18 protein-coding genes and 1 pseudogene are annotated in these 21,134 nt (G+C 67.7%); 10 read left to right on the top strand and 9 right to left on the bottom strand.

Annotated features, from left to right (window positions below):
• Positions 1 to 268 precede the first annotated feature (268 nt).
• The 5 genes from AC1DT6_RS29395 to fahA all read left to right on the top strand — a co-directional run bounded on the left by AC1DT6_RS29395 (position 269) and on the right by fahA (position 6,104).
• Positions 269 to 1,228 carry an MBL fold metallo-hydrolase gene (locus AC1DT6_RS29395; RefSeq protein WP_428178644.1) on the top strand — a complete coding sequence of 320 codons (960 nt, stop codon included), beginning with the start codon at positions 269 to 271 and terminating at the stop codon, positions 1,226 to 1,228.
• Between the two features lie 94 nt (positions 1,229 to 1,322).
• Entirely contained in the window at positions 1,323 to 3,086 is a 1,764-nt protein-coding gene (locus AC1DT6_RS29390) for an FAD-dependent oxidoreductase (RefSeq protein ID WP_441630607.1), read from the top strand.
• A 20-nt stretch (positions 3,087 to 3,106) separates the two neighbouring features.
• Positions 3,107 to 3,346 (top strand): DUF2783 domain-containing protein, encoded by a 240-nt coding sequence (locus AC1DT6_RS29385; protein WP_441630605.1) that lies wholly within the window; start codon positions 3,107 to 3,109, stop codon positions 3,344 to 3,346.
• A 72-nt stretch (positions 3,347 to 3,418) separates the two neighbouring features.
• A complete protein-coding gene (gene hmgA, locus AC1DT6_RS29380) occupies positions 3,419 to 4,759 on the top strand; it encodes a homogentisate 1,2-dioxygenase (RefSeq protein ID WP_035862755.1) in 1,341 nt (446 codons plus the stop codon).
• A gap of 82 nt (positions 4,760 to 4,841) precedes the next feature.
• Complete coding sequence (gene fahA, locus AC1DT6_RS29375; RefSeq protein WP_441630603.1) at positions 4,842 to 6,104, top strand: fumarylacetoacetase; 1,263 nt, start codon at positions 4,842 to 4,844, stop codon at positions 6,102 to 6,104.
• Here the strand turns inward: fahA and AC1DT6_RS29370 are convergent.
• The 9 genes and pseudogenes from AC1DT6_RS29370 to AC1DT6_RS29330 form a co-directional block, all read right to left on the bottom strand.
• Positions 6,101 to 6,562, bottom strand: a complete 462-nt coding sequence (locus AC1DT6_RS29370; RefSeq protein ID WP_441630601.1) for an ApeP family dehydratase — start codon at positions 6,560 to 6,562, stop codon at positions 6,101 to 6,103. The two genes, fahA and AC1DT6_RS29370, sit on opposite strands and share 4 nt — an antisense overlap.
• Before the next feature lie 4 nt (positions 6,563 to 6,566).
• Positions 6,567 to 7,370, bottom strand: a complete 804-nt coding sequence (locus tag AC1DT6_RS29365; protein ID WP_441630600.1) for a beta-ketoacyl synthase chain length factor — start codon at positions 7,368 to 7,370, stop codon at positions 6,567 to 6,569.
• 8 nt (positions 7,371 to 7,378) lie between these two features.
• Positions 7,379 to 8,587, bottom strand: coding sequence for a beta-ketoacyl-[acyl-carrier-protein] synthase family protein (locus AC1DT6_RS29360; protein WP_441630598.1), 1,209 nt, complete (start codon positions 8,585 to 8,587; stop codon positions 7,379 to 7,381).
• Between the two features lie 76 nt (positions 8,588 to 8,663).
• Positions 8,664 to 9,494: a polysaccharide deacetylase family protein gene (locus tag AC1DT6_RS29355; RefSeq protein WP_441630596.1), complete on the bottom strand. Its 831-nt coding sequence runs from the start codon at positions 9,492 to 9,494 to the stop codon at positions 8,664 to 8,666.
• On the bottom strand, positions 9,491 to 11,962 hold the full coding sequence (locus AC1DT6_RS29350) for an MMPL family transporter (protein WP_441630594.1): 2,472 nt from the start codon (positions 11,960 to 11,962) through the stop codon (positions 9,491 to 9,493). Before AC1DT6_RS29350 ends, AC1DT6_RS29355 begins: the two co-directional genes overlap by 4 nt.
• Positions 11,959 to 12,612 (bottom strand): LolA-related protein, encoded by a 654-nt coding sequence (locus tag AC1DT6_RS29345; protein ID WP_441630592.1) that lies wholly within the window; start codon positions 12,610 to 12,612, stop codon positions 11,959 to 11,961. Before AC1DT6_RS29345 ends, AC1DT6_RS29350 begins: the two co-directional genes overlap by 4 nt.
• A gap of 3 nt (positions 12,613 to 12,615) precedes the next feature.
• Positions 12,616 to 13,581 carry an LpxL/LpxP family acyltransferase gene (locus AC1DT6_RS29340; protein WP_441630590.1) on the bottom strand — a complete coding sequence of 322 codons (966 nt, stop codon included), beginning with the start codon at positions 13,579 to 13,581 and terminating at the stop codon, positions 12,616 to 12,618.
• A pseudogene (locus AC1DT6_RS29335) lies at positions 13,578 to 15,391 on the bottom strand (ApeI family dehydratase). The gene AC1DT6_RS29340 and the pseudogene AC1DT6_RS29335 overlap by 4 nt, the downstream one beginning before the upstream one ends.
• The gene (locus AC1DT6_RS29330; RefSeq protein WP_441630588.1) at positions 15,391 to 16,071 is read right to left on the bottom strand and encodes a COG4648 family protein; all 681 of its coding nucleotides are present in this window, start codon (positions 16,069 to 16,071) and stop codon (positions 15,391 to 15,393) included. Before AC1DT6_RS29330 ends, AC1DT6_RS29335 begins: the two are co-directional and overlap by 1 nt.
• Positions 16,072 to 16,514: 443 nt before the next feature.
• Here AC1DT6_RS29330 and AC1DT6_RS29325 point away from each other — a divergent pair, with 443 nt between their 5' ends.
• The 5 genes from AC1DT6_RS29325 to AC1DT6_RS29305 all read left to right on the top strand — a co-directional run bounded on the left by AC1DT6_RS29325 (position 16,515) and on the right by AC1DT6_RS29305 (position 21,102).
• Complete coding sequence (locus AC1DT6_RS29325; protein ID WP_441630586.1) at positions 16,515 to 16,775, top strand: phosphopantetheine-binding protein; 261 nt, start codon at positions 16,515 to 16,517, stop codon at positions 16,773 to 16,775.
• A gap of 158 nt (positions 16,776 to 16,933) precedes the next feature.
• Positions 16,934 to 17,671 (top strand): 3-oxoacyl-ACP reductase FabG, encoded by a 738-nt coding sequence (gene fabG / locus AC1DT6_RS29320; protein WP_441630584.1) that lies wholly within the window; start codon positions 16,934 to 16,936, stop codon positions 17,669 to 17,671.
• Positions 17,672 to 17,695: 24 nt separating this feature from the next.
• Entirely contained in the window at positions 17,696 to 19,072 is a 1,377-nt protein-coding gene (locus AC1DT6_RS29315) for an NAD(P)/FAD-dependent oxidoreductase (RefSeq protein ID WP_441630582.1), read from the top strand.
• On the top strand, positions 19,069 to 20,184 hold the full coding sequence (locus tag AC1DT6_RS29310) for a chorismate transformation FkbO/Hyg5 family protein (RefSeq protein ID WP_441630580.1): 1,116 nt from the start codon (positions 19,069 to 19,071) through the stop codon (positions 20,182 to 20,184). Before AC1DT6_RS29315 ends, AC1DT6_RS29310 begins: the two co-directional genes overlap by 4 nt.
• A gap of 114 nt (positions 20,185 to 20,298) precedes the next feature.
• Positions 20,299 to 21,102: a lysophospholipid acyltransferase family protein gene (locus AC1DT6_RS29305; RefSeq protein ID WP_477115155.1), complete on the top strand. Its 804-nt coding sequence runs from the start codon at positions 20,299 to 20,301 to the stop codon at positions 21,100 to 21,102.
• The last annotated feature ends 32 nt before the right edge of the window (positions 21,103 to 21,134 follow it).

Here is a 21,134-nt window from a genome sequence, read left to right as displayed (position 1 = left end):
TCGTCACGTGCTGTCTCGTGCCGCGCCGTGCTCCCGTCGCTGTATTTCACGCCTAACCTAGAAGCCTGAGCCATCCGGATTTCTCGGCCGTCAGCCGGTCTGCGAGCAGGATGCGGGTTTGACACGTCCGCAGGCTCGGATTACGATATGGTAAATGAATTACGGATTGTGTAATTTAAGGTGATGTTACCAGCCCGCCAGAATGCTGGAAGCGCACCGGCGGTGTAATTCACCAGGCGCCACTAGAAAGAACGAGACAGGAGCAGCCATGAGCAAGGCCTTTGCATCGCAGGCGGATCTGCAGGAAAAGCAGGTCACCTTCACCAAGCTGTCGGAGAACGCTTACGCGTATACCGCGGAAGGCGATCCGAATTCCGGCGTGATCATCGGCGACGACAGTGTGCTGATCGTGGATACGACCGCTACGCCGGCAATGGCGCAGGACCTGATTGCCCGCATCCGCGCTGTTACCGACAAGCCCATCAAGCATGTGGTGCTGTCGCACTATCACGCTGTGCGGGTGCTGGGCGCTTCGGCCTACTTCAGGGAAGGTGCGCAAAACGTGATCGCCAGCCGCGGCACCTACGAGATGATCGTGGAGCGCGGCGAAGCCGACATGAAGTCCGAGATCGAGCGTTTCCCGCGGCTGTTCGCGGGTGTCGAGACCGTGCCTGGACTGACCTGGCCCAACGTGGTGTTCGAGCGCGAATTGACGTTGTACCTGGGCACGCTCGAAGTCAAGGTCATGCACCTCGGAGCCGGTCACACCAAGGGCGATACCGTGGTGTGGATTCCGTCGCAGAAGATCCTGTTTTCCGGCGACCTCGTCGAGTACGACGCGGCCTGCTATTGCGGCGACGCGCAGCTCGAGGAATGGCCGGCTACGCTGGAAGCGCTGCGCGCACTGGACCCGGTGGCGCTGATCCCCGGCCGAGGCCCGGCGCTCACCGATCCCGAACTGGTGGGGCGCGGCCTGGACTACACGCGCGACTTCGTCAGCACGCTGCTGCAGCGAGGCAAGGAAGCCGTGGCGCAGAAGCTCGACCTGAAGGGCGCCATGGCGCATACCCGCGCTGCCATGGACGACAAGTTCGGGCAGGTCTTTATCTATGAGCACTGCCTGCCCTTTGACGTGGCGCGTGCCTACGACGAGGCCAGCGGCATCAAGCATCCGCGTATCTGGACCGCGCAGCGTGACAAGGATATGTGGGCGGCGCTGCAGGAGTAGCGCGCGGCCGGGGATGGCATGCCGGCAGCGCGGCCCACCCGCAGCGTTGCCGAGAGAACCGCGCCAGCGGTCATGGCTGGAGGATGGAGACAAGATGGAAACCAATTACCAGGCCTGTACCTTCGCGTACCAGCCTTGCGCAGAGCAGAGTGCGCCGCGGCCAGGCGCCGGCGGCCATCCGGTCCATCCCGTCGTGGTGATCGGGGCCGGCCCGGTCGGGTTGGCCACGGCAATCGACCTGGCCCAGCAGGGTGTGCCTGTCGTGCTGCTGGACGACGACTGCACGCTCTCCACCGGCTCGCGCGCGATCTGCTTCGCCAAGCGCACGCTGGAAATCTTCGACCGCCTCGGTTGCGGCCAGCGCATGGTGGACAAGGGCGTGAGCTGGAACGTCGGCAAGATCTTCTTCGACCAGGAGCTGGTCTACAGCTTCGACCTGCTGCCCGAGTGCGGGCACGGCCGGCCGGCCTTTATCAACCTGCAGCAATACTATGTGGAAGGTTATCTGGTGGAGCGCACGGCCGAACTGGCCAACCTGGCGATCCGCTGGAAGCATCGCGTGGCGGGGCTCACGCAAGATGGCGACGTGGTGACGCTGGATGTGGAAACGCCCGATGGCAACTATGCCCTGCAGGCCCGCTACGTGGTGGTGGCCGACGGCGCACGCAGCCCGGTCCGCCATGCGATGGGCCTGGAAAGCAAGGGGCGCGTCTTCCATGACCGCTTCCTGATTGCCGATGTGAAGATGGCGGCGCCCTTCCCGAGCGAGCGCTGGTTCTGGTTCGATCCGCCGTTCAACCGAAACCAGTCGGTGCTGGTGCATCGACAGCCGGACAATGTCTGGCGCATCGATTTCCAGCTTGGCTGGGACGCCGATCCGGAGCTGGAAAAGCAGCCGGAACGGGTAATCCCCCGCATCCAGGCGTTGCTGGGCGATGGTGTCGAATTTGCACTGGAGTGGGTCAGTGTCTATACCTTCTCCTGCCAGCGCATGGATCGCTTCCGCCATGGCCGCGTGCTGTTCGCGGGCGATGCCGCGCACCGCGTTTCCCCTTTCGGGGCGCGTGGCGCCAACAGCGGCGTGCAGGACGCGGAGAACCTCGCCTGGAAGCTTGGGCTGGTGCTGGCGGGCAGCGCGCCGGATGCCTTGCTGGATAGCTACGCCAGCGAGCGCGAGCACGCCGCCGACGAGAATATCCGCCACTCAACTCGCTCTACCGATTTCATCACGCCCAAGACACCCATAAGCCGCGTCTTCCGCGACGCCGTGCTGACGCTGGCACGGCAGCACGGTTTTGCCCGCCAGCTCGTCAACAGCGGGCGGCTGTCGGTGCCGGCGGTGTTGCACGCGTCCCCGCTCAACACGCCGGATGCGGCCGACGAGCAGGGCGAGGCGAAGTTCACGGGGCTGATGGCGCCAGGCATGTCGTGCGCCGATGCGCCGGTGAAGGTGGACGGCCAGGCCGCGTGGCTTTTGCGCCAGCTGGGCAGCCAGTTCGCCGCGATGGTCTTCGCGGACGCGGGCGCTTTGCCGGCACTGGCGCTGACCGCCTTGCAGGCGCTGGCCTGCGGACAGGTCCGGCTGGCAGTGCTGTGCGTGGTCCCGGCAGGTGGCGGCGAGACGCCCGGCGCACCTGCCGGCGTGCGCTTGTTCGAGGATAGCGAAGGCCTGCTGGCGCGCCGCTACGACGGGCGGCCGGGCACGGTCTACCTGCTGCGGCCTGACCAGCACGTGTGCGCGCGCTGGCGGGCATTCGATGCCGGCCAGGTGCAAGCCGCGTTGCGGCGGGCGCTCGGCTGGCAGGAAGACGGCGCCGCCGGTGACGAACGTATTGCCGCGGCCACGACCGTGGCCTGAGACGTTAGGGAGACATGCTGATGCCGCTGAACACTGAACCCAACCTGGCCCGCCCGGACGACTTCTACGAGGCGCTGATCGAGATGCATCGCGACCTTTCCGACGCCCAGAGCCAGTCCGCCAACGCGCAGCTCATCCTGCTGCTGGCCAACCACATCGGCGACCTTGCCATCCTGCAGGAAGCCATGGAGCTCGCCCGTGCGGGCGTGCTCGCACGGGCTGTCGTCCAGCCCGCCACCGACCCGGCGGCCGCAGCCTGATGCCGCGCCCAGCCGCATTTCAAGAAACCGAGAGTCATCGTAAATCGTAAGCGCAAGAGGAAGACACAAGACATGACGCAGACGCAACTGAACGTTCCGGGCAAAGCGCCGGACCACGGTACGCCCGGCTACCAGTCGGGTTTTGCCAACGAGTTTGCCACCGAGGCTCTGCCCGGCGCATTGCCGGTGGCGCAGAACTCACCCCAGCGCGCGCCCTATGGCCTCTACGCCGAACAGATCTCCGGCACCGCCTTTACGGCGCCGCGCGCGCACAACCGGCGCAGCTGGTGCTATCGCATCCGCCCGGCGGCCATGCACGAGCCGTTCACGCTGGTCGAGCAGTCGCGCATCGTCAGCCGCTTCGATGCCGTGCAGCCTTCGCCCAACCAGATGCGCTGGAGCCCGCCGGCCATGCCCACCGAGCCGACCGACTTTGTCGACGGCATCGTCACCATGGCCGGCAACGGCAGCCCGGAGGCCATGTCGGGTTGCGGCATCCACCTGTACCTGGCCAACCGGTCGATGACGGATCGCTTCTTCTATAACGCCGATGGCGAAATGCTGATCGTGCCGCAGCAGGGCAGGCTGCGCGTGGCCACCGAGATGGGCGTGCTGGACGTGGAGCCGCAGGAGATCGTGGTGGTGCCGCGCGGCGTGCGTTTCCGCGTGGAGTTGCCGGACGGCGAAGCGCGCGGCTATATCTGCGAGAACTACGGTGCCTTGTTCCGCCTGCCGGACCTGGGCGTGATCGGCTCCAACGGCCTGGCCAATCCGCGCGACTTCCTGACGCCGCACGCCTGGTATGAGGATCGCGAAGGCGATTTCGAACTGGTGGCGAAATTCCAGGGCAACCTGTGGCGCGCATCGATCGGGCACTCGCCGCTGGACGTGGTGGCCTGGCACGGCAACTACGCGCCGTACAAGTACGACCTGCGCCACTTCAACACGATCGGCTCGATCAGCTTCGACCACCCGGATCCGTCGATCTTCCTGGTGCTGCAAAGCCCCTCCGACACGCCGGGCGTGGATACCATCGATTTCGTCATCTTCGGCCCGCGCTGGCTGGCGGCGCAGAACACCTTCCGCCCGCCCTGGTTCCACCGCAATATCGCCAGCGAATTCATGGGCCTGGTCGAGGGCGTCTACGACGCCAAGGCCGATGGCTTCGCGCCCGGCGGCGCCAGCCTGCACAACTGCATGACCGGTCACGGCCCGGATGCCGAGACCTTCGCCAAGGCCACCACCGGGGATACTTCGCAGCCGCACCACATCAGCGATACCATGGCCTTCATGTTCGAGACGCCGGCCGTGATCCGGCCGACGCCGTATGCGGCGAAGTCGGCCCAGTTGCAGGCCGACTACTACACGTGCTGGCAAGGATTGAAGAAGCATTTCAACCCCGGCCAGCGCTGATTCCGACCAACGATTTCGTCTTGCGGGTGCGCGCGCGGCCGAAGCCGCCGGCACCTTTTGTCATTCCCTTCCGGAGCCCCCGATGACTACCGTCCAGCAGAGTTGGATCGATTCCGCCAACGATGGCATTACGCATTTCCCGCTGCAGAACCTTCCCTACGGCATCTTTTCCCCGAACGGGCAGGGCCCGCGCGTGGGTGTCGCCATCGGCGACCTGATTCTCGACCTGTCCGTGCTGGATGCGGAAGGCCTGTTGCCAGCCGCGGTGAAGGGCGTGTTCGGCGGCGCCACGCTTAACGCCTTCATCGCGCTCGGCAAGCCGGCCTGGACCGAAACCCGACAGCGCCTGACGGCTTTGCTGTCGGCGGACGACACCATCCTGCGTCCAAAATCCGCCTTGCACGAGCAAGCCCTGGTGCCGATGGCCTGGGCCACCTTGCACTTGCCCGTGGACATCCCCGGCTATACGGATTTCTACTCCTCGCGCGAGCACGCCACCAATGTTGGCCGCATGTTCCGCGATCCGGACAATGCGCTTCTGCCCAACTGGCTGGAGATTCCCATCGGCTACAACGGCCGCGCCAGTTCGGTGGTGGTGAGCGGCACGGCGCTGCACCGTCCCAAGGGGCAGATCAAGCCGCCCAACGCGCCGCGCCCGATCTTCACGGCCTGCCAGAAGCTCGATTACGAACTGGAAATGGCTTTTATCGTCGGCAAGCCGTCGACGCTTGGCGAGCCGGTCACCACCGCCGCTGCGGCCGGGCATATCTTCGGCATGGTGATCCTCAACGACTGGAGCGCGCGCGATATCCAGCAGTGGGAATATGTGCCGCTGGGCCCGTTCAACAGTAAAGGCTTCGGCACCTCGATCTCGCCGTGGGTGGTGACGATGGACGCGCTCGAGCCGTTCCGCCGCGACAATCCGGTGCAGTCGCCCGAGCCGCTGGAATACCTGCAGCAGCCGGAGCGCAATGCCTACGACATCGCGCTGGAAGTCTCCCTGCGCCCGGAAGGCGCCGAGCATGCCACCACCGTCTGCCGCACCAACTTCAAGGCCATGTACTGGACCATGGTGCAGCAACTGGCCCACCACACGGTGTCGGGCTGCAATGTCCGCGTGGGGGACCTGATGGGCTCCGGCACCATCAGCGGCACCACGCCGGATTCCTATGGCAGCCTGCTGGAGCTGACCCGCAACGGTGCCGAGCCGGTAGCGCTGGCCGACGGCGGCAAGCGTGGCTTCCTGGAAGACGGCGACGAAGTGGTCATGGCCGGCTGGTGCCAGGGCGACGGTTATCGGGTCGGGTTTGGCGAAGTGGCCGGCAAGATCCTGCCGGCGCGCTAAGCGGCCGGGCCCAGCGGGACATCCAGGATGACCGCGGCGCGGCCGGCCAGCAGCAACTGGCCGGCCGCGCTGACTTCAAAGGCATAGAGGATGTTGTTCTCGCTGCCGCCGATGCGGTGGGCCTCCACCAGCAGCGGCGCGGCGATATCGTCAAGGCGCGCCACGCGCAGGTCCAGCTTGCGCACGCTGGCGAGGTAGCCCACGCGCGGGCGCTGCGCCGGCTGTTGCAAGGCGGCGCCGTGCGCGGCCATGGCCTGCGCGGCGTATTCGATGCCGCAAACGGCCGCCAGGCGTCCGTGGGCGCGCAGCGGATTGTCCGGGTGGGTATGGCTGCTGGCTTCGCAGCGGATGAACTCCGGGCTCCAGTCGAGCACGGTGTCCAGCAGGCACATGGTGCCCTGATGCGGTATATGCGCCGCGATCCACGCGCGCCCCAGCGGTGCCGCGTCGGGATGCATGGCGTTATGCCGCCGCCGCCGGGGTAACGGCCACCCGCAGGCGCAGATCATCCAGATAGTCGATCACCACCTCGCGCGGGCCGCCCTGCGCCAGCGCCTGCAGCAGGGGCAGGGCCCGCGCCGCGGGCACGCCCTGGCGCAACCGTTCCAGCGCGGGGTCCGCCATCCGGCTGGCCGGGGCTTCGGCCAGCGTGACGTCGAGGCGCGCGAGTGAACGCGGGGTCGGCTCGGGCAGCAGCACCAGCGCCAGGCCGAACGCGTCCGGGATCGGCCGATGGCTGCGCAGCGGCTCCGGGTAGTCCGTGTCGTAGGCGATCAGCATGCACGCTTCGCGGTCCACCGCCACCTGGCACAGGGCGTCCAGCAGACCGGCGCCGAAACTGCCGTCGCGGGCGCACAGCACATTGGACGCTGCCATGGCACCGGAGGCGATGCCCCAGTAGCCCGCCGCTGCGTTATGCACTGAGTTGTGGAAGCGCGTCGGCGAGATCAGCGGATCGTCGCTGGCCAGTGCTTCGCAGATCATGTGATAGTTGTGGCCGTCGCCGCTGGATGCGGTGAATATGGTTGGCAGGGCCGCCGCATCCATGCCGCTCGCCGCTGCGGCTTGCTGGCCAAGCCCCAGCGCCAGCTTGACGCTGGGGCCGGTGCGGCGCCGTTCGGCCGGTGGCAGGCCGGCCGGTGGTGGCAGCCCGGTCGGTTCGCCGACATAGGGCAGCGTGCCGGCAAGTACGGCGGCACCTTGCGGCCAGTCCTTGAAACCGGGTCCGAGCAGGCCGATGCCTTCGATGAATGCGCTCACTTGCATGGATAGGTTCAACCTGGCGAATCGGCGCGCCCGAACAACAGGCTGCAGTTGGAGCCGCCAAAGCCAAAGGCGTTGCTCAGTACGCGGTGCACGGGCTGCTCGCGGTTTTCCAGCAGGTAGTCGAGCGGCAACTCGGGATCCGGCTCGGTGGTGTTGATGCCCGCCGGCAGCAGGCCGTGACGCAGCGCCAGCGCGCAGATCACCGCCTCGATGGCGCCGGCCGCGCCCAGCGTGTGGCCGGTTGCGCCCTTGGTCGAACTGCACGGCGCGGCGGGCAGCAGGTCCAGCATGGCCTTGCCTTCGGCCGCGTCATTGCTGCGCGTGGCGGTGCCGTGCAGGTTGACGTAGTCGATCTGCGCCGGCGTCAGGCCGGCGCTGGACAGCGCCTGCGCCATCGCCATGCGGGCGCCCAGGCCCTGCGGGTGCGGCGCTGACATATGGTGGGCATCGCTGGATTCGCCGATGCCCAGCAGCAGGATGTCTTCGCTCGCGCGCGCGGCGCTTGCCGCGGGAAGGCGCTCCAGCAGGCCGAACGCGGCGCCTTCGCCGATCGAGATGCCATTGCGGTGCGCGTCGTAGGGGCGGCATGGCTGGCTGGATACCAGTTCCAGCGAATTGAAACCGTACAGCGTGGTGTGGCACAGCGAATCGACGCCACCCACCACGGCAGCATCGATCAGTCCCGCCTCGATCATGCGGCGTGCCGAGGCGAACACTTTGGCACCGGACGAGCAGGCCGAGGAGATGGATGCCGCGGGCCCACGCAGGCCGAAGTAGCACCGCACGAATTCCGCCAGCGAGTAGGGGCTGTGGCTGCCGCGGTAATGAAAATCCGCGGGCAGCGCACCGGTGTCGGGGTCGCGTCGGCGGTACGCAAGTTCGGTCTGCAGGATGCCGGCAGTGCTGGTGCCAAGGAACACACCGATCCGGTGCGCGCCGTAGCGGGCCACGCTTGCGCGAACCTGCTCCGCGAAGCCGTCCTGTTCCAGCCCCAGTTGCGCCAGCCGGTTGTTGCGGCAGTCGAACTCAGCCAGCACTGCGGGTAGCGACGTCTCGTCCACCTGCGCGACTTCACCAATATACGTATCCAGCCTGATATCGCTGAACTCGCAGGGAATCAGCCCGCCGCGTTGTGCGCGCAAGGCCGCCAGTGTGGCGTCGAGGCCATGGCCTAGGCAACTGGTGGCTGTGTAGTGCGAGAAAAGAAGGGGGGACACTGCTTTGTGGATCCGTTTGCGCGGTGCGCCGATTGTATCAAATGGCCTGTGTCGGCAAGCCGCACGGTGCACGGCGTCACGTAGCATCACGCAGCGTTATGCAGCGCAGCCCGGCGCTGTCGATGGCCCGCAGCACACGCGGCAGCACCGCCAGCACCAGCGGCCGGCCGGCGCGATCATGGCCTGGGTTGCCGTCGTGCAGCAGCAGGATGTCGCGCTCGGCCAGGCCGGTCAGCAAGCGGCGCGCGACATGATCGGCATCGCCGGCGGCGGCGGTGTCGAAGCCCCGCCGCGTCCAGCTGGCCAGGTGCAGGCCCAGCCGGCACAGCACGGGTTCGAGGAAGGGGTTGCGCAGCCCGGCGGGCGCCCGGAAGAAGCGCGGCGCGGTGCCGGTCAGTTCCGACAGTACCTGCTGCGCCGCGGCGATATCGCGCATCTGCCGGGCCGGGCCGAACAGGGAGAAGTGATGGCGATGGTCCAGGCTGTGGTTCTCCACCGCGTGTCCGCGCTGCACGATCTCGCGGACTAGCGCGGGGTGCTGCGCCGCGCGTGCGCCGATGCAGAAGAAAGTGGCCTGCACGCGGTGCTGATCCAGCAGGTCCAGCACGCGTGGCGTCACCTCGGGATTGGGACCGTCGTCGAAGCTCAGGGCCACGCAACCCTGTGCCGATGGCGGGAGGCGCCGCAGGTTGGGTCCCAGCCAGGTACTGCGCGGCCACAGCCCGGCCGCCGTCAGCAGCAGATGCGAGGCAATCACACCGCCGGCAGCCCACGGCAGGGACGCGGGCTGTGCCACGATGGCTGCGGCGGCGCCGGCATGCACTGCCAGCGTACCGCTGACCAGGGCGCCAGGACGCCACCGGCGGGCGTCCGCTTGCAGGCGAGGGGTCGGTGTCATGCGGCTCATGGTTGGCTCCTGGCCGGCGCTGACAGCAGCGCCGGCGGCGCCAGGATAGCGGAGAACAATAGCGCGAGCACCGCGCCGGGGCCCACTGTCATGCCGAAGGCTTGCAGCAACGGCAGGCTCGAGAAGGCGAGCAGTCCGAAAGCCGCCACGGTGGTCATGTTGGCCAGCATCAGGGATACCAGCGTATGTGGCGAAATAGCGGAAGCCTGCCGGCCGCTGCCGTTGAAGAACAGCGCGTAGTTCGATCCCACCGCGATCAGCAGCAGCATGCCGACCAGGTGCAGGATGGTGAGTTGCCGCCCGCTGGCGGCGAGCCCCGCAACTACCACTAGCGTGGCGGCGGCCAGCGGCAGCAAGGTGCTCAGCACGCGGCGCGGCGAGCGCAGCGCGATCGTCAGCAGCACGGCGATGGCGGCGAGCCCGCCGAGCGACAGGCGCAGCGCTTCGTGCATATAGCTGGCATACAGGTGGTCGGATTCGTTCTTCAGGTCGACAAAGAGCGTGTCGTCCAAGGCCGCGCGCGCAATGGCGGCGCGGATCGGAGCGGCGTCGAGGCTCGGCCCCGCTGACGGTCCCGTTTTGCCCTGTGGCGTCGCCGTGGGCGCGCGCAGCGGCAGCGTGGCGCTCCAGCGCTCGCCGTGGCGGGTCAGCAGCCCGTCGACCGCGAGGGCCATCGAGGTGCCGCGCAGGTCTTCCCGGCGCAGCGGCGCCGCGCCGCGCGCTTGCTCGGCTTCGTCCAGGAACGGCGTAAACAGGCCGGGCTTCACCGGTTGATCCGCTACCGCGGCCTGCAGCCGTTGCGCCAGTTCCGGCCGCGGCGGCAGGCTGGCCTGCCGGGCGCGCTGGGTGGCCAGGCTGGGCAGGTAGCGCGCCGGGCTCTCATAGCCCGCGATGACGCCTTGCGCCACCAGGGGATCCAGCTCTCGCGCCACCCGCTCGGCACCCTGCAGCACGCTCTCCTGGTCGGGGCCGGACAAGACCACCAGGTAGCGCACGTCCGGCGCGCCAAGGTCGGCGCGCAACGCGGCGTCGAGTGCCTGCTCCCGCTCGGGCACAGGACTTAGCGAGGAGAGTTCCTGGCTCCACAGCGGGGCGCGCTGCATCAGCAGCACCGCGCCGGCTGCCAGCAGCAAGGCTGCCATCGGCCAGCGCAGCCGGTGGGCATGGGCGGCGGCGCGGGCCAGGCGCGTGCCCAGCGGCGTGACATCGCGCATGCGCAGGTTGGCCGGCGCCAGCCGCGGCAGCACGAAGCGCGTGACCAGCGCTGCCGTAGTCAGCCCAGCGATGGAATACAGCCCCAGCTGGGCGAGCCCGGGAAAGCCCGAAAGCAGCAGCGAAGCAAAACCGCAGACCGACGTCAGCACGCCCAGCCGCACCGTGGGCCAGAACGCGCCGACCCAGGCCCGTTCGTCGCGCCGGCCGGCATGTGTGTACTGGGCGGATTGCACGAACAGGTAGATGGAGTAGTCGACCGCCTCGCCGATCAGCGTGGTGCCGAAGCCAAGCGTCAGCCCATGCACCGTGCCGCCAAAGCCGAGGCTGACCGCGGCCACGCCGGCCAGTGCGCCAGATACGACCGGCACCAGCCCGAGCAGCAGCGTGGGCACCGAGCGGTACACCACCAGCAGCAGCGTGACGATAAGGCAGATGCCCAGCGTGGACAGGCGCTCCACTTCCCGCTTGATGGTGTCGCGAGTGCTGACGGAGAACACGCCCGGGCCGGTCATCACAAGGCGGTAAGGTGCGGCGCCGGCCTGCGCAGGCTGTGCCTGCCGGGCTTGCCCGAAGGCCCGGCGGATGGCGGCGATGGCATCTGCCTGCCCGTCGGTGTCGGAGCCGGCGCTGGCGGTCTGCGCCAGCAGCACGGCGCGCTGGCCGTCGCGCGAGATCCATGCGCCGTCGCGCAGCGGCACGCGCTGGCTGCTATCGAGCTGGCCCAGCACGGAGGTGATTTCGCCGGTGGGATCGCGCGGCAAGAGCGTTTTGGTGAAGAGTCCCGCCGGAGAGGCGAGCAGGTCGAAGCTTTCGCCCACCGCCGCCTTGAGCCCGTCTGGCGAAAAGCGCTCGGGCGTGACCGTGGGGCTGAGCAGGTAGCGGTGCGCATAGAGGAAACGCTGGTCGCTGGCCTGGTTGACCGGCTCGCCATTGTTGGCCGAGGAAAAGCGCGGGTCGGCCCGCAACTTCGCCGCCACGGCCCTGGAGAGAGCGGCCCGCCCGGCGGCGTCGCCGCCTTCGATGCCAAGCAGGATCAGCCTGGACACCAGCCCCTCGCGCAACTGGTCCACCAGCAACTGCTGCTCCGCGCTCGGGCTGCGCGGCAGGAAAGCAGACAAGTCCGCCGTGAAGCTGGTGCGCGCAACCACCGCGGCGCAGGCCAGCAGGAACACCATCCACAGGCCGACGGCCATGCGCGCCGGCCGTTCGGCCAGGCGCTGGCGCCAGCTGTCGCGGCGAGCGTGTCCGGTCATGGGGCGCCGGCCGTCTTGATCTTCATCACCGAGCGGTCACCGTCTGCCTGCACGATTTCCACGCTCTCGAGCGCGTCCCGTGCGCCGTCGATGCGGATCTGCCTGACGATGCCCGCCATGCGCGAATCGGCCGGCGTCAGGGTCAGCGTCCAGCGGGTAGCGCGGCCCTCGATGCCGAGGCGATAGTAACGCTCCAGCGCATTGCGGTTGCCCGCCAGGGTGCCGCGGATGCTCTCGATAAAGGCCGCGATTTCCGGGTAGTTTTGCAGCGGCATCACGAACCGCTTGCCGCCGCGCTCCACCGTCATCATGTCGCCGTCGAGCACGAGGTTCTCCGGCTTGGGCGCAACGGTCCGCTTTTCCAGGTGATCCGGCGCCACGAATACCAGCTCCCCCGATGACTCCACCGGACGTTCGAGCATGGCGAGATATTTCGTCTCGGTGAAGCGCACGCGCCCGGATTTGCGCTGCGCCAGCGCGGACATCAACTGGTCCACGCCCCAGGCCGCGGAAGCGGTGGCGGGCGGTTCGGCGGCCTGCGCGGCAGGCGGGGCCGCCAGGATAAGCGCGCTGCCCAGGCAGGCAAGCATGGACAGGCGCGCAAGACCACGCAGGTGGCAAGGCGCGAGGGCGGCGGGGGATCGAGGCATGCGTCAGGGCTCGTTGCCGGGAGGCGGCTGGCTGGAAAGCGGCGGGCCGGACTGCCAGAAGTCGTAGAAGTTGAACCAGTTGTATGGCGCGTCGTGGCAGTGGCGTTCCAGCATGCCGACATAGCGTGTCAGTGCAGCCTGGACTTCCTGCTCACGCTGGCCGCGTGCCACTTGGGAGAAATCCGCCAGCGCCTCGAAGTGAATGTCGTAGCGGTTGCCGCCGCGATATAGCCCGGTCATGAAGATCACAGGACGGCGCAGCATGGCCGCCATGCGCAGCGGGCCAGTGGGAAAGCCCGCCGGCGCGCCCAGGAAATCGCACTGCTGCACGGGATCGGTGGCGCGTTGCGAGAGCGTGCGATCGGCCAGCATGCCGATCATGAAGCCGCGCTCCAGGTATTCGCGTGCCTTCAGCATGGCATCGATGCGGCCGAGCGAGATCACATCCTGGCGCATGGCCGGGTTGATGGCTTCAAGCACGCTGTTCAGTTTGCGCGCGTTCTCCTCGTACATGGTGATCGCGACCCGCAGGCCGGGCCGCTGGCGGCCCACGGCGCGGATCACTTCGAAACTGCCCAGGTGGGCACCCAGCAGGAAGGCGCCGCCGCCTCGCGCCATCGCCTCGTCCACCAGCTCGCCGCCATGCACGCGGATATCGAACAGGTCGAAGCGTTCGTTGAGCAGGTAGATGCGGTCGTGGATGGTCGAGGCGAAGGTGAAGACGTGTCTGAAACCGTCGCTCCAGCCCGCGTCGCGTCCCAGCACGCGGTCCAGGTAGGCGCGCGAGGCATAGCGTGCGGTCGGGGAAAACAGCACGAAGTAAGCGGTGACCAGGCGCAGCACGGCGCGGCCGAACCGGCGCCCGAGGCGCAAGGAGAGCCAGCTCATGACGCGCAGCAGCGTGGTGTTGCTGCGTTCCTGACGGCTGGCCCAGTCGGCGCTGGCGGCTCGCTTGGCAGGCCACGTCATGCGCGGATTTCCCCTGACGACGGCGCCGCCGGGGTCAGCGTGCCGCTTGCCACGTCCCGGCCGCTGGCGCTGAGCGTGAAGCGGATCGTGCCGCGTGCATCGGCTTCGTGCGTGACCGTCACCGGTTCGCCGGGCAACACCGGGCTCAGGAACTTGACCGAGCCGAGCTGGAAGATCTCCAGCGGTTGCGCCAGCGCCGCGCCGATCAGCGCGATCGCGTGATCCAGCAGCAYCACCCCCGGCACCACCGGATGGCCGGGGAAGTGGCCGGCCAGCGCGGGATGATCGGGCGCAATGACGAAGCCAGCGGTGGCGCGCGCTTCGCCTTGTTCGAGGTGGGCCTTGCGCATCATGCGCCCTCTCCGGGCGGTTGGGACTGCCGGGCCGCCTGCAGCCTTGCCACCAGTGGCGCCAGGATCTCGTGCGGAAGCTTGCCCGTGGCGTTGCGCGGCAGCGTGTCGACGAATAGCAGCGGGCGTGGCAGGAAGGCCGGATCGATGCGCTCGCGCAGCGCGTGCAGGATCTGCGCGGCCTGCAGGCGCGGCGCCACCACTAGCGCAAGCAGGCGCCGCACATGGCCTTCGGCCTGCTCGCCCGGCGGCGCATCCGGCATGAAGAAGACACCGTCCTCCACGCCCTCGATGGCGTTGAGCTGGTGGTTGAGGTAAGCCAGGGAGGTGCGCTTGCCGGCGATATTGATCAGGTCCGCCTTGCGGCCGTGCAACAGGAAGCGGGTTTCGTCCAGCAGTTCCAGCGCGTCGCCCATGGCGACGGGTTGTTCCACATGGCCGCCCGCTGCCCAGACCTGGTCCTCTGCGCCGCTTCCGTCGCTTCCGCCGCCGGCTTGCCGCCGCGCTTCCAGCCTCACCCCAGGGAACAGTTCCCAGGCGCTGGTCTGCGCGGTGCGGCGCGTAGCCAGTTGGCCCGTTTCGGTGCTGCCGTAGATTTCCATCAGCGGCGCCGCCAGGCGTGCCTCCGCCTCGCATGCCAGCTTCTCCGACAGGGGCGCGGTGGCAGACAGGATGAGGTCTGCCGGGGGCAGCCTGGCGGGAGAGAGCAGCAGCGCGCGCAGGTGCACCGGCGAGGTCACCAGCACGCGCGGCCGCGGCACGGCTTCGAGCGCATCGCAGATGTCCGCGGGGTAGAAGGTATGCGCTGCGCTCAGGGCGATACCGCCTTGCAAGGCCAGCAGTACCGTCGACTCGAAACCATACATGTGCTGGGGCGGCACGGTGCCCACCAGCGTATAGGCGCGGCCGTCCTGCAAGCCCAGCCGTGCCGCCGCGGCGCGTACGTTGCTGACCAGGAAGCCCCAGGTCTTGCGGTGCGGCACCGGTTGCCCCGTCGAACCGGAGGTGAACACATAGGCCATGACGCGCTCGCCGGGGATGGACGGTATGCTCGGCTCTGGCAGGGGGGCCGCGGCGGCTTGCCCGACGAATCCGGGGACGCGGAAGCGCGGCAGCGCGATATCGCAATCCGGCGTGTCGTGCAGGCAGAAGGCGTCGGGCGCGAACGATGCGAGCTGGCGCACCATTTCCGGCGTATGGGTGGACGGCAGCAGGCTGATCTTGCCGGCCACCAGCGCGGCGCACAGGCCTACGGTGAAGCGATAGCGGTCGGCGCAGACATTGAAGATATGGCCGCCCGGCGGCAACCCGGCGGCCAGCCGCATGACGTCGGCCAGGAAGCTGCGCACCGTCACTGGCTGGCCGAGATGCCAGGCAATGATGCTATCCGGCGAGGTATGTGAAACCAGCGGATAGGTGCGTCCGTTGCCGGGCTGCCGATGGGTGGGGGCGGCCGGCATCAACGCGACAACCCCGCGCGCGCGGCCATGGCCGCGCGGTATCCCTGGATCGCTTCGCGAACGCCGGCATGGGCCACTCCCGGCAGCGCAAAACGGCGGCAACCCGCTTCCACCACGAACATCAGTGCCACCAGTACCGGGCTGCACAGGTTGGCGAAGGTGGACCAGGTGGCGATGGGCGCGAGCGCGAACAGGACTGTGGATACCGTCGCCATGATGGCGAAGAACAGCGTCCACGCCAGCGTGACGGCGCGTGTGTAGCGTTGCAGCGCGGGGGAAAGCACTCCCCGCACGATGGCGGCGAACTGGGTGCACAGCGGCGTTTGCCCGCGCCGCAAGCTGCGGCCGAACATCAATCCGAGCGCGGTGTTCGCACCCATGTGCTGCATGTAGTAGGTCCACCCGAAATGCTGCGAGAGCGGTACGCGCATCAGCCACAGGCCGGCGCAGGCCAGCGCCAGCAGCACAAGCAAGGGGAACCGCCAGCGGGAGCGCCAGCTGACGCCCAGCCCCAGCAGGATAAAAGGCGCTGCACCCAGCAGCAGGCCGGCTTCCTGAGCGCCAGGCTGCTGGGCCACATGGTGCAAGGCGTACTCATACAACGCAAAAAATGCAGCAACGATCACCCAGCCGTGACGGCGCAGCGGGTGCTGGCCAGCGGCATGTGCCGTGGCCGGCATTTGCTTGGGCGAGGCGGTGGCGCTGCTGGTGTGACAGTCGTCCGCAGGCCTGGCGGGCAGGCAATCGGGGCGGCAGGTCGTGGATGGATCACAAGATGACATTTGGTGCTATAGGGGGACGGCTGTGGCGCTTGGCTTGTCTTGCCGGATGCGTCCGGCAGGACGGCCCGGTACCGACCCAGGCGCCGGGAAGCAAGACGAGAGCATATAGCGTGAAGACTGCCGAAGTGGAGCGATGTTTCAGGAAGCGGCGAACAATGTTGTTACTAAACTTCTCATTTCTAGTGGGATTTACCCCAGCTTGGTAGCATCTGCCCCAAAGACGATGCCGGAGTATACGATAGCCGTCTGAATTCACGCATGCCCCGGGCTGCCCATCATGTGCAGGAGACGACTACCGTAGCGTGCATGCGGAACCCTTCGATATTTGCAACGTTGCGACGATGACCGAACTGGAACATGAACTCGCCGAGTTGATCATCGGCGAACTCGATATCTCCGACATCAAGCCGGAAGATGTCTCTGCCGAAACGCCTCTGTATGGCGAGGGCTTTGGCCTGGATTCCATCGACATCCTGGAGATTGCCCTGCTGATCTCTAAGAAGTACGGGTTCGAGTTGCGCTCCGACAATCCCGACAACCACGAGATTTTCGCCTCGCTCGGCAGTCTCGCCGCCTATGCGGCAGCGAACCGGACGCGTTGATGCCTCCGGCTGGCCGCCCGGCCTTGTCCGGATGTCAGAAGCCGTAGGACAGGCAAGGGATACCGAAGAGGGGCATCAATGGCAGGCATCGGGAAGGTGACTGTGATGCGCTGCGGGGCCCTGTCAACGTAACGAAGCAGCCGCTTGTGGGAGCGTGAATGGAGCAGCAAGAGAAGCGCAAGCTGGCGCTTGTCACCGGCGGCAGCGGCGCGCTTGGACAGGCTATCTGCCTGGCGATGGCGCAGGCGGGCCATGAGGTGTGGGTCCATGCCAACCGCCACCTTGCCCAGGCCGAGGCGGTAGCCGCGACGATTCGCGCGGCCGGCGGCCACGCGCATGCCATCGCCTTCGATGTCACCGATGCCGATGCCACCGACGCTGCGTTGCAGCGCATCCTGGCGCACGGGCCGGTGCAGATACTCGTCAACAATGCCGGCATCCATGACGACGCACCGATGGTCGGCATGACGCGCCAGCAGTGGCGCAGTGTCATCGACGTCTCGCTGAACGGATTCTTCAATGTCACCCAGCCCCTGCTGATGCCGATGATGCGCACCCGCTGGGGCCGCATCGTCAGCATGGCTTCGGTGGCGGCGCTGGTGGGCAATCGTGGCCAGGCCAACTACGCTGCCGCCAAGGCCGGGATTATCGCCGCCACGCGGTCCCTGGCCATCGAGATGGCCTCGCGCGGTGTCACCGTCAATGCCGTGGCGCCCGGCGTCATCGAGTCGCCCATGACCGGCGAGGCGTTTCCGGTTGAGCGCATCCGGCAACTGGTGCCGGCACAGCGCGCCGGCAGCCCGCAGGAGGTCGCCGGCATGATCGCGTACCTCGTGTCGGACGCGGCGGCCTACGTCACTGGCCAGACGCTCTCCATCAATGGCGGCATGGCCTAGTGCGGCCGCGGGATTCCAGGAAACATGATGGATAACAATGCTCCTTGCAGCACCGCCGGCGCAACGCCGGCCGCGTTGCCGGCGTCCGGCCTGCGCCAATGCGATGTGCTGGTGATCGGCGGGGGCCCTGCCGGGTCCACCGCCGCAGCCTTGCTGGCCGAGCGCGGATTCCAGGTCACTCTGCTGGAAAAGGAGCGCCATCCGCGTTTCCATATCGGCGAATCCTTGCTGCCCGCCAACCTGCCGCTGTTCGAGCGCCTGGGCGTGGCCGATGAAGTGCGGGCCATTTCCATCGAGAAGTGGGCTGCCGAGTTTGTCTCCCCGTGGCACGAAGGCGGCCAGGCATTCGATTTCGCCGATGCCTGGGACAAGTCGATGCCATACGCCTACCACGTGCGCCGCTCTGCCTTTGACGAACTGCTGTTCCGCAATGCGGCGCGCAAGGGCGCGCGGGTGATCGAACAATGCCGGGTGCGGGAAGTGGAGTTCCTTGCGCAGGAATCGGGCGCCGTGGTGCACGCGGTACGGGACGACGGCAGCCGGGAGGACTGGCAGGCACGCTTCGTAGTCGACGCGTCCGGCCGCGATACGTTTCTTGCCAACCGCTTCAAGACCAAGCTGCGCAATCCCAAGCACAACAGCTCCGCGCTGTACGGGCACTTTCGCGGCGCGCGGCGCCATCCTGGCAAGAACGAGGGCAACATCACCATTTTCTGGTTCGAACACGGCTGGTTCTGGTTCATCCCGCTTTCAGACGGGACCACCAGCGTGGGCGCCGTGACTTGGCCTTATTACCTGAAACGCCGCGACAAGCCGCTCAGGGATTTCTTCGCCGACACCATCGCGCTGTGCCCGGCCCTGGCGGAGCGGCTGGCGGGGGCGGAACTGGTGGCGGACGTGGAGGCCACCGGCAATTATTCCTATGTGACCGAGCAGACCTTTGGCCCGAACTACGTGCTGCTTGGCGACGCCTATGCCTTTATCGACCCGGTGTTCTCGTCGGGCGTGATGCTGGCCATGACCAGCGCCTTTGCCGCCGCCGATGCCATCGAAACCTGCCTGCGCGAGCCGGCCAGGGCGCAGGTTGCGCTGCAACGCTTCGACAAGGTAGTGCGCCACGGCCCCAGGCAGTTCTCCTGGTTCATCTACCGCATTACCACGCCGACCATGCGCGACCTGTTCATGGGGCCGCGCAATGTGTTGCGCATGAAGGAGGCACTGCTCTCCGTGCTGGCCGGCGACATCTACGGCAAGACGCCGATCTGGCGCTCGCTGCTGGCCTTCAAGGTGCTCTACTACGGCGTGGCGCTGTTCAACCTGCGGCGCTCATTGGGCGCATGGCGTCAACGCCGCCGCAATATCCGCCCGCTCGACGACGCCGGCACGGTGACCAGCCGATGAAGCGCGACACCATGAACGCGACACCGCTGCGGCTGGCGCAGTACACGGCCCGCGGACTGGCGGCGGTACGGCCGGGCTGGCTGGATGGCGCGCTGGGGGCCGTGTGGTATGGCGGCGGTACGCCGCCGGCGATGCTTGCCGGGACGGACTTGCCGCTGGCGCGCGTGGCCACGCCGCCACTGGGCGAGGACCCCGTCGTATGCGAGGTCTGGCACGGCAGCAATGCTGCCTGGGACACCATTGGCGAGCCTGCCACCGGCCGGCACGGCGTGGTGGATTTCCGCACGGATGCCGCGCTGGGCCTGATCTTCGGCAGCGTCACGCTGCGCGAGGCGGATTTTGCCAACGCGCAGGGAAGCATGCTGCAGTCGGCGACAGAGCGCGCCTATCGCGACATCTTCGGCTTGCTGGATGCGAAGGGCTATCCCTATCTCGTGCGGGTGTGGAATTACGTGGCCGACATCAATGCGGAGGAGTCTGGCATGGAGCGGTATCGCCAGTTCAATATCGGGCGGCAGGCTGCCTTCACGGCGTGCCGCCGGGAAATCGTGGGCAATGTGCCGGCGGCCTGCGCGCTTGGCGCGGTGGGCCAGCCCGTGGCGCAGCGCACGCTCTCGATCGGCTTCCTGGCCAGCCCGCGCGCGCCGGTTGCGGTGGAGAATCCGCGCCAGGTCAGCGCCTATCACTATCCTGCTCAATACGGCCCGCGCAGCCCTACCTTTGCACGCGCTGGCGTGTGGCGGGCCGGGGCGCACGACGAATGCGCCGCCCCCGTGCTGTTCGTGTCCGGCACCGCCAGCATTGTCGGGCATCGCACGGTGCATGCCGGCGATGTGGCCGCGCAGACGCGCGAGAGCATCGCCAATATTGCCGCCGTCCTGGAGCAGGCCGCGCGCGATGGACATGCGGGGATCGGTCTGCCGCAGCTCGCCTACCGGGTTTACGTGCGCCATCCGCAGGAACGCGGCACCCTCGCCAGCGTGCGCGCGGCACTGGAGGGCGCGGTCGGGCACGGCGTGGCGGCCGCCTATGTGCAGGCCGACATCTGCCGCGGCGATCTCCTGGTGGAAATCGAGGCATCGGCCGGCCATGGGCTGGAAGTGCTGGCGTGAGCGCGACATGACACTGCATCCCGCAGGCCGCCGGGGCGGCCTCGATCCCGATATTCGCGGAATCCGCCATCCGCGCGGAAAGCGGGGAATGCGCGCGTCCGTGGAGGTGGCCTGATGCGGCGTCAACTACGCGAAACCTTGCCTGGCCTGGCTGCGGTGGCAGCTGAATATGCCGTGTTCTATGCAGGCCTGCTGTTGCTGGCGCTGGTGTCCCTGCTGTGGGCACCCTTCGCCGCGGCCTGCTACTGGCTGCTGCCGGCCGGGCTGGGGCGGCGCTTCGGCCGTTTCGTGATCATGTGCATATTCCGCTTCTATCTGTGGGCCCTGGAGGGCATGGGCGCCTGCCGCTTCGACCTGCGCGAACTGGATAGCCTGCGTGGCGGGCCGCCCCTCGTGCTGGCGGCGAATCATCCTGGCTTGCTGGATGCCTTGCTGGTGTTGTCGCGGCTGCCCGGGGCGGCCTGCATCATGAAAGCCGATGTGGTGGACAATCCCTTCCTCGGTGCCGCTGCCAGGCTGGCGCGCTATATCCGTAACGACACGCTGGCCGGCATGATCCGATGTGCCGTGCAGGAGCTGCGGCGTGGCGGCCAGGTGCTGGTATTCCCTGAAGGCACGCGCACCACCCGCCGTCCGGTCAATGCCTTCAAGGGCGGCGTCGGGCTGATTGCCAAGCGTGCGGACGTGCCGRTGCAGACGCTGTTTATCGAGACCGATTCGCCGTTCCTCGGGAAGGGCTGGCCGATTTTTCGCAAGCCCGATATGCCGGTCTGCTATCGCGTCCGGCTGGGCCGGCGCTTCGACGCGCCCGAGAGCGAGCGCGCTTTCATGGCCGAGCTGGCGCAATACTATGCGGCGGAACTGTCGCGCCCGGAAAGAGAGCCGCTTCGTCCGGGCGCCGCGGTGCACAACGTTTAGGCGGCCAGGTTTGTGCGGCCGGGCTAGCCGGC

Source organism: Cupriavidus sp. 01L45 (assembly GCF_056399885.1).
Note: the sequence above shows the minus strand (reverse complement) of the source record. Positions and strands in the feature narration are given on the sequence as shown.